Raw genomic sequence first — 6855 nt, 5'->3', positions numbered from 1 at the left:
GGGCTCAGTCCGGTGCTCCTCCGCCACTGGTCGGGATGCTCCCTGGCTATTATCATCAGGGGTGTGCCGAGGTAGGACTTCAGGGCCTTGAGAAGCGTCAAAGCGTCTCTCCTTGAGCCTACTATGCCCGCCACTGGAAGGGGACAGAGGGGAACCGGCTTCCTCCTTGCCCTGTGCCTGACCTCGACCTTCTCCAGCAAACCAAGGGCCGAGTTAGAGAGCAGAAGGTAGCTGGCGGTAACAGAAACGGCCTCAAGAACCCAGAAGCTTGGCCCGTAGAGAACCATCAGGAATATGGCAAGTCCCCCTATTATTCCAAACAGGAAAAAGGACACTATAAGGGTAGCCGCAAGCCTCTTTATCGGCCTTGTGTGCCTCTGATACTCGCGGTACGATTTCATCATGCCGTATATCCCGATGAAAATCAGCATAACCCCAGTGAGGTACAGCAGACCGGGGCCCCCCAGCACGTTACCACCAAGCTTACTCAACCTTCATGCACAAAAACTTTTCTAACGCCAGTAGGGTTCACGCATTATAACTGCCTTTTTCAGAATCTCAACAAGCTCCCAGTCCGTCGCGCCGCTTCTCATGGCGCTCAAAAAGTCTATGAGGTCGTCGTTCCTCAGCAGGCAGGTCTTGAACTTTCCGTCAGAGGTAACCCTCAGGCGCGTGCAGTTGGCGCAGAAAATTGTGTTGTGCATCGCCCTAACGACCTCGACCTCGGCTATTCCGTAGTCCGTTGGGATGAAGTACTTCCTCCGCCTGTGCATTCTCCTCTCGCGGATTTCAACGGCCTTTCTCTCAAGTTCCCTCTCAACCGGCTTGAGGGGATAGAAGTACTTCCGGAAGAATGCCGTCTCCGTCATCTCCCTCGGCGCCTCAAGCTCTATGAGCTGAAGCACCGTCCCGGTTCTCGCGGCAAATTCAACCATGTCCCATATTTCATCCTCGTTGAGGCCCCTCATGACCGTCATGTTGAGTTTGACGGGGGAGAGATATTTTACAGCCTCCTCGATGCCTTCAAGAACGACATCCAGCATGTCAACCCCGGTGATTCTTTTGTAAACCTCCGGTTTGAGGCTGTGGAGCGAGACGTTCACCCTGTCGAGTCCAGCCCTCGCGAGTGGCCTGGCCAGCTCTTTGAGCTTGCTCCCGTTGGTTGTCATGCTGAGGTCTATCACGTACGGCTTTATCCTCCTAACGATTTCGATGATATCCTCCCGAACGGTTGGCTCACCGCCGGTCAGCTTAACCTTCCTTATTCCAAGGCGCGAGGCTATCCTTACTATCCTCTCTATTTCCTCGGGTGTCATTTCGTTTTTAGCTGAAAACCGCTGACCTTCTCTGTGGCAGAAGAAACAGCGGAAGTTGCAGTCCTGCGTGAGCGAAATCCTTAGGTTCGTCACTGGCCGGGCAAAGCGGTCGTAGAGCGTCATGGCAACACCTTAACTCGATACACGAGCTTTTAAAAAAGGCTTTCGGGTAAGCGTTTCTGTTTAACACAGGACATCGAAAAGTAAAAGTAGTCCGAGTCCCAAATCCCATGGGGGTAGTTCTCATGGACGTGGAAGAACTCAGGAGAAATCTCGCGGAGCTTGAGGCTCTCCACTCCTCTTTTGAAAGCTCCTTCTCAAAAATCTACGATGAGATGACCTCGGAGGAACTGGAGGGTTTGATACGGGAACTGCATCGAATTTCCTCGAGGAAGCTCGAACTGTCATCCGTCATCTACAAGGAGCTGTCCAAGTTCGGGGGTCGGCTCGAAGAGCTGGCGAAGGAGCTGTACAGAAACGAACACCAGATGAAGTTCCGGCTGGAAGAGCTGCTGTCCCTCTTGGCGAGGGACGATTACCCCTCGAGAACGCGGTTCAAGGCGTCCTTTGACAGGCTCGTTCAGTTTCACCGGCTCTACGATTACGCGGTTAGGAAGGCCATAAGCGAGCTTGGGGGAGAAGTGGAAGGACTTTCATTCCTAAGCGAAAACCACAAAAAGGTTCCCGTGAGCATACTTGAGGAGATAAGGAAAACACGGGCGCTGGAAGAAAAGCTCGAGAGCCTTGTAAAATTCGTTTACAGACTTTACGCTCATCCCTCAGACGTTTACAGAGTTGAGCATGCCCTCATGGAGTGGCACGCGAAGGGGTTGCTCTGGGTGGAAGCGAGGAACGTGGAGAAGCTCAGCGGAGTGAGAGACGCTGAGGAAATCCTTGAGGGGTTGGCGCTCATCGGAGTGGTGGAGAAGAAGAGAAGAGGTGGTGAAAGTGTCTACAGACACAGGGCTTACGGTTAGGATTAGGGGAATATACAGCACCGCCCTGACAAAGCTCTTCCTCGACAGGGGCTTCGGCATAAGCCAGCCGAGCAACAAGATTGTTGAGCGCTTCGGCCTCGAAAAGACCTACGATGAGTTCGACGTTGACATCTACGACAAGAAGGACAGACACGGGGTTGTCCTCGTTGGAAACGCGGTTGAAGAAGCCAAAAGGGTCCTTGAAGATGAACTGATTGACGTCTTTTTTAGGAGGCTTCCGTATCAGCTTTACGGAATATACAAGGGCCTCGTTGTTAAGGTGGATGAGAAGTTTGTTTACGTGGACATAGGAAGTGCCATAGGGACCCTTCCAAAGAGCGAACTGCCCAATGCCAGAGAAGGGTTTGAGGTTCTCGTTCAGGTGAAGAAGCACAACCTGCTTCCCCAGCTCAGCACAACCCTAACCGTCCCGGGCGACTACGCGGTGCTGATTCCAAAGCCGATAGGCGCGCAGAGGCACGTGAAGATTTCGAGGAAGATAAGGGACAACCAGGAGCGCGAGAGGCTCAGAATCCTCGGCCTGAGCATAGACCTCGGTGAGTGGGGAATCCTCTGGAGAACGGCAGCAGCCTACAAGGACTGGAACACCCTGAGGGACGAGATAGTCCGCCTGTCAAAGCTAGCCGACAGACTGGCCAAGGCCGACACGTACTTTGCCCCGTCGCTCATCATAGAGGGCAGGAACATCTACGAGGTCGAGTTCGGCGGCGGTGCCAAGAAGAAGCTCGACGAGATAAGGAACAGGGTCGTCCCGACGGTTGAGGGCCACCACCAGCTCAAGGCGAAGGACCCCGAGCTCGGCTTCGCGGTTGAGATAGCGGAGGGAATCCTCGCCAAGGTTCCCGGCCAGAGGGCCAAGGTGAACCAGGGCTTCTGGGAGGCTTTAATAGAGAACAAGGGACCGAGAAAGGGCTGGCTCTTCAGCCTCGACCACGTCAAGCCCGACGGCCAGAGGATAAGGATTGGGCCGGGGGAGGTAGTAGAGGTAAGCCACAACCCGCTCAAGGTCACGATAAAAAGGCACCTCAAGCCCGGCAAGTTCTACGACGGCCTCGACCTCCCGATAGAGTTCGGCGACTACGCCATAACTGAAATCGAGGCCGGCAAGTGGTGGTTCGTGCACAGGTATTACGACAAGAACGGCAACCTGAAGGGCGAGTACTACAACATCAACACGCCGGTCGAGATTTACCCCGATGGAGCGCGCTACGTTGACCTCGAGGTTGACATCGTTAAATGGCCGGATGGAACGAAGGAGATAATCGACAAGGAGAAGTTGGTAGAGCACTACGAGGAGGGCATAATTACAGAGAAGCTCTACAAGGCCGTGCTGAGGATTACGCAGGAGGTCTACGAGAGGATTTGAAGGGTTTCCTTTTTGTTTATCATCCTTGTTGAATATTACGGCTTCAATATTTAGGTAATATCTCACTCACCAACGTCCTCTATTCCCTTCTCCGTAATCCTGAAGTAGACCATAACCCCCTCCGGGCGAATGCGGTGCCTTTCGAGGATGGCCAGCCTTAAGCCCGGCTTGGGGAGCTTATCGAGGCGGAGTATGTCCTTACAGCGGTAGCCGAGGGTTTGTTCCGCCACTGGCCTCGTCCTTTCGAGCCTGCTGTCGTAGTGCACCTGGTTGATTACGAGAACGGGGATGTTCCTCTTCCTTGCAATCCACAGGAGGACCTGTAGCTGTCTGCTCAGGTCTGTTAAAAGTCCGGTTCTGTTCTCCTCCGCTCTGTAGTGGGCCGTTATGGAATCAACAACGACCAGCGAGAACGACTCGTCAACGACTTTCTTGAGGGAGCCTATAACCCTTCTCTGCTCCTTAAAATCAGCGGGAGTGAAGAGAATGAAGCGCGACAGAACCTCATCGGGGTCGAGGTTTCTGGCTTCTGCCATCTGCTTCAGCCGTTCGGGAGAAAAGCCCCCCTCCGTGTCCACATAGGCAACCTTTTTACCGCTCAGAATTCCAGTTTGAACCGCCAATGTCGTCTTCCCTGTTGCGTAGGGGCCGTAAATCTGCGTGAGCACCCCAGGGGCGAATCCGCCGCCGAGCAGTTCGTCGAGCTTCCGCGAGCCTGTTGAGAGCATGCCTTTCCCTCAGAAGGACATCTCTTCATAGAGCCTCGGCACTTTAACTAGAACCCAGACGCGCCTTCTCCTCAGCTCCTCCGCGAGCTTTCCGGGTTCTGCTTCACCATAGACGCCGTAGTGCATAGGAATGACGACCCTCGGTCTTATGTCCTCCACGATGTGGGCGGCCTCCCTCTCGTTGGCCGTTGAGCGGCCGCTTATCGGAACGAGAAGTATGTCAACCTTGCCGCGAAGCCTCTGAAAGGCAGGCGTTGCGTAGGTGTCGCCGGGGTGGAAGAGCCTCTTGTCCCCTTCAATCAGGTAGCCGAGGGGATACTGACTGGAGGGATGCTCAACGTATACTGCTGTAACCTTCACGCCGTTTTCAAGCTCCATCGTTTGCCCCGCCTCGATTTCTTTAACTCGAGTAACACCATCCGCCACCGCCATCAGGTAGACCTGCTTCGGTCCAACAACGGTCGCTCCCCTGAGCCTCGAGAGCAACTCGACCTTCCCGTAGTGGTCGGTGTGTTCGTGTGTTATGAATATGTAATCCACTTCCCCAATCCGGTCATCGTCAACCTCCGGGTAGGGGTCTATGAGTATTTTCACTCCCTTCGTTTCAATCCAAAAGCAGGAATGACCGTACCAGATGACCTTCATCGGTTCAACCTCCTCCAATGCCTTTAGGTTAAGCGGACTTAAAGTTTTCCCAGCGTTGGTTTTATTAAGCTCGAAACATACTAAAGACGATGGCGATGGAGAGGAGGAAGGGTCTCATCGTTAGGGAACCGTACGCGAGCCTAATCGTTGAGGGGAAGAAGGTTTGGGAGATTAGAAAGACGAGAACGAAAATCAGGGGAGAGATTTTGATAATCAGCAATGGAAAAGCCGTTGGAAAGGCCGAACTCGTCGACGTGCTCGGACCGTTCACACCCGAGGAATTGGCGAAGCACGAGGACAAGCACCGCGCGAGTCTCAGTTTCCTGAGAGAGTACTCCAATGGAAAGCCGCTCTACGCATGGGTGTTCAGGAACGCCGAGAAGTTCGGGAGGCCCAAGGATGTAGAGATGGCAAAGGGGGTTCAGATATGGGCCAACGTGGTGGTCAAAGATGAATAGGCGCTACTTTTTCCCTCCCCTAACGTGGCCGTTCCTAGTTCTGATTACCGCCATCTTCGTTCTGATTTTCATGTTCTTCTCGAGTGCAGTCCTGCTCGCCTTCGACAGACTCGGCATTCCCCCGCAGGTTGCGATAACCCTTTTCGCCGCGGCGCTCGTGGGAAGCTTCATAAACATCCCCATAGCAGAGGAGGTCACCTACGAGCCGGTAATCCGGGTAAGGGAGGTTGGATTCTTCGGCGTAATATACCCCGTCCCGTACTTTGACTGGGAGGAGCGCAAGACCGTTATAGCCGTCAACGTCGGAGGGGCGCTCGTTCCCCTGAGCGTGGTTGTATACGAGGTTGTGAGGCTGATTCACCTCCACCAGTACCACCTCCTCCTCAACACCCTCCTCGCGGTTTTCATAGCGTCCCTCCTAAGCAACGCGGTTGCAAGGCCCGTCAAGGGTCTCGGCATTGCAATGCCCTCCCTCTTCCCTCCGCTGATAGCGGTTCTCCTGGGATGGGTTCTGGGCGATGGGAATCCCACCGTGGTCGCCTACGTGAGCGGAACCCTCGGCGTTCTCATAGGGGCAGACCTGATGAACTGGAACAAGATAAAACGCCTGGGAGCGCCGATGGTCAGCATAGGCGGTGCTGGAACCTTCGACGGAATCTTCCTCGCGGGAATAATTGCCGTTCTTTTGGTATAACGGTGGATTTATAAGGCGGATATTAAACAGAAAGCTGGCAAGGGGGTGGCGCTCATGTTCGTCATTGGAAGCGGGGGAAAGCACCTGGAGGGAGAGCTTAGGGAACTCGGAGGGGAAATTATAGAGGTCGAGCTGAGGAAGTTCCCCGACGGGGAGAAGTACGTTCGGGTTCTCGGTTCCGGCGAGGAAGCAACGGTCGTCAGCTCTACCTTCGCACCGCAGGACGAGAAAATCGTTGAGCTGCTCCTCATCGGGGACGCCCTTCGCGAGAAGGGCTTCAAAAAACTCCGTGCCGTAGTTCCCTACTTCGCCTACAGCAGGCAGGACAGGGTTACGAAGGAAGGGGAGCCTGTGAGCGTGAGGGCCGTGATGAAGGCTCTCGGCCTCTACTACGATGAACTCTACATCTTCGACCTCCACAACCCGGAAACCCTAAGGTTCTTCCCGGGAAAGGCCGTTAACGTATCCCCGGCGAGGGTCATAGCGGACTACTTCCGCGAGAAGCTCGGCGAGGGCATAGTCCTTGCACCAGACAGGGGGGCGCTTGGAAGGGCGAGGGCCGTTGCGGAGGAGCTTGGCCTTGAGTACAGCCACTTCGAGAAGAGGAGGGTTTCCCCTACTGAAGTTGAGATGAGACCGGTTGATATAGA

The 6855-nt window shown here is 54.5% G+C and carries 8 protein-coding genes and 1 pseudogene; 5 read left to right on the top strand and 4 right to left on the bottom strand.

The window, feature by feature from the left end:
• A pseudogene (locus MVK46_RS08300) lies at positions 1-470 on the bottom strand (hypothetical protein); the annotation flags it as partial.
• Positions 471-512: 42 nt separating this feature from the next.
• A complete protein-coding gene (gene moaA / locus MVK46_RS08295) occupies positions 513-1439 on the bottom strand; it encodes a GTP 3',8-cyclase MoaA (protein WP_297536210.1) in 927 nt (308 codons plus the stop codon).
• Between the two features lie 122 nt (positions 1440-1561).
• Here moaA and MVK46_RS08290 point away from each other — a divergent pair, with 122 nt between their 5' ends.
• Together MVK46_RS08290 and MVK46_RS08285 are read left to right on the top strand one after the other, a co-directional pair.
• Positions 1562-2293 (top strand): hypothetical protein, encoded by a 732-nt coding sequence (locus tag MVK46_RS08290; protein ID WP_297536209.1) that lies wholly within the window; start codon positions 1562-1564, stop codon positions 2291-2293.
• Entirely contained in the window at positions 2265-3680 is a 1416-nt protein-coding gene (locus tag MVK46_RS08285) for a DUF402 domain-containing protein (protein WP_297536211.1), read from the top strand. The genes MVK46_RS08290 and MVK46_RS08285 overlap by 29 nt, the downstream gene beginning before the upstream one ends.
• A 62-nt stretch (positions 3681-3742) precedes the next feature.
• Here MVK46_RS08285 and radB read toward each other — a convergent pair whose 3' ends face one another.
• Complete coding sequence (gene radB / locus MVK46_RS08280) at positions 3743-4408, bottom strand: DNA repair and recombination protein RadB (protein WP_297536208.1); 666 nt, start codon at positions 4406-4408, stop codon at positions 3743-3745.
• Positions 4409-4417: 9 nt separating this feature from the next.
• Positions 4418-5053 carry an MBL fold metallo-hydrolase gene (locus MVK46_RS08275; RefSeq protein ID WP_297536207.1) on the bottom strand — a complete coding sequence of 212 codons (636 nt, stop codon included), beginning with the start codon at positions 5051-5053 and terminating at the stop codon, positions 4418-4420.
• An 89-nt stretch (positions 5054-5142) separates the two neighbouring features.
• On the opposite strand from MVK46_RS08275, the gene MVK46_RS08270 reads away from it, so the two are divergent.
• The 3 genes from MVK46_RS08270 to prs all read left to right on the top strand — a co-directional run.
• Positions 5143-5511 (top strand): ASCH domain-containing protein, encoded by a 369-nt coding sequence (locus MVK46_RS08270; protein WP_297536206.1) that lies wholly within the window; start codon positions 5143-5145, stop codon positions 5509-5511.
• Positions 5504-6205 (top strand): DUF1614 domain-containing protein, encoded by a 702-nt coding sequence (locus MVK46_RS08265; protein WP_297536205.1) that lies wholly within the window; start codon positions 5504-5506, stop codon positions 6203-6205. The genes MVK46_RS08270 and MVK46_RS08265 overlap by 8 nt, the downstream gene beginning before the upstream one ends.
• A 54-nt stretch (positions 6206-6259) precedes the next feature.
• Positions 6260-6855 (top strand): ribose-phosphate diphosphokinase (gene prs, locus MVK46_RS08260; protein WP_297536204.1); only part of this gene is annotated, 596 nt, incomplete at its 3' end.

This window comes from Thermococcus sp., assembly GCF_027066465.1.
GTDB lineage: Archaea > Methanobacteriota_B > Thermococci > Thermococcales > Thermococcaceae > Thermococcus.
Note: the sequence above shows the minus strand (reverse complement) of the source record. Positions and strands in the feature narration are given on the sequence as shown.

Excerpts from the sequence above, each read along its gene's own strand:
- MVK46_RS08270 (WP_297536206.1), top strand. The coding sequence starts at position 5,143 with ATGGCGATGGAGAGGAGGAAGGGTCTCATCGTTAGGGAACCGTACGCG.
- MVK46_RS08275 (WP_297536207.1), bottom strand. The coding sequence starts at position 5,053 with ATGAAGGTCATCTGGTACGGTCATTCCTGCTTTTGGATTGAAACGAAG.
- radB (WP_297536208.1), bottom strand. The coding sequence starts at position 4,408 with ATGCTCTCAACAGGCTCGCGGAAGCTCGACGAACTGCTCGGCGGCGGA.
- MVK46_RS08265 (WP_297536205.1), top strand. The coding sequence starts at position 5,504 with ATGAATAGGCGCTACTTTTTCCCTCCCCTAACGTGGCCGTTCCTAGTT.
- moaA (WP_297536210.1), bottom strand. The coding sequence starts at position 1,439 with ATGACGCTCTACGACCGCTTTGCCCGGCCAGTGACGAACCTAAGGATT.
- MVK46_RS08290 (WP_297536209.1), top strand. The coding sequence starts at position 1,562 with ATGGACGTGGAAGAACTCAGGAGAAATCTCGCGGAGCTTGAGGCTCTC.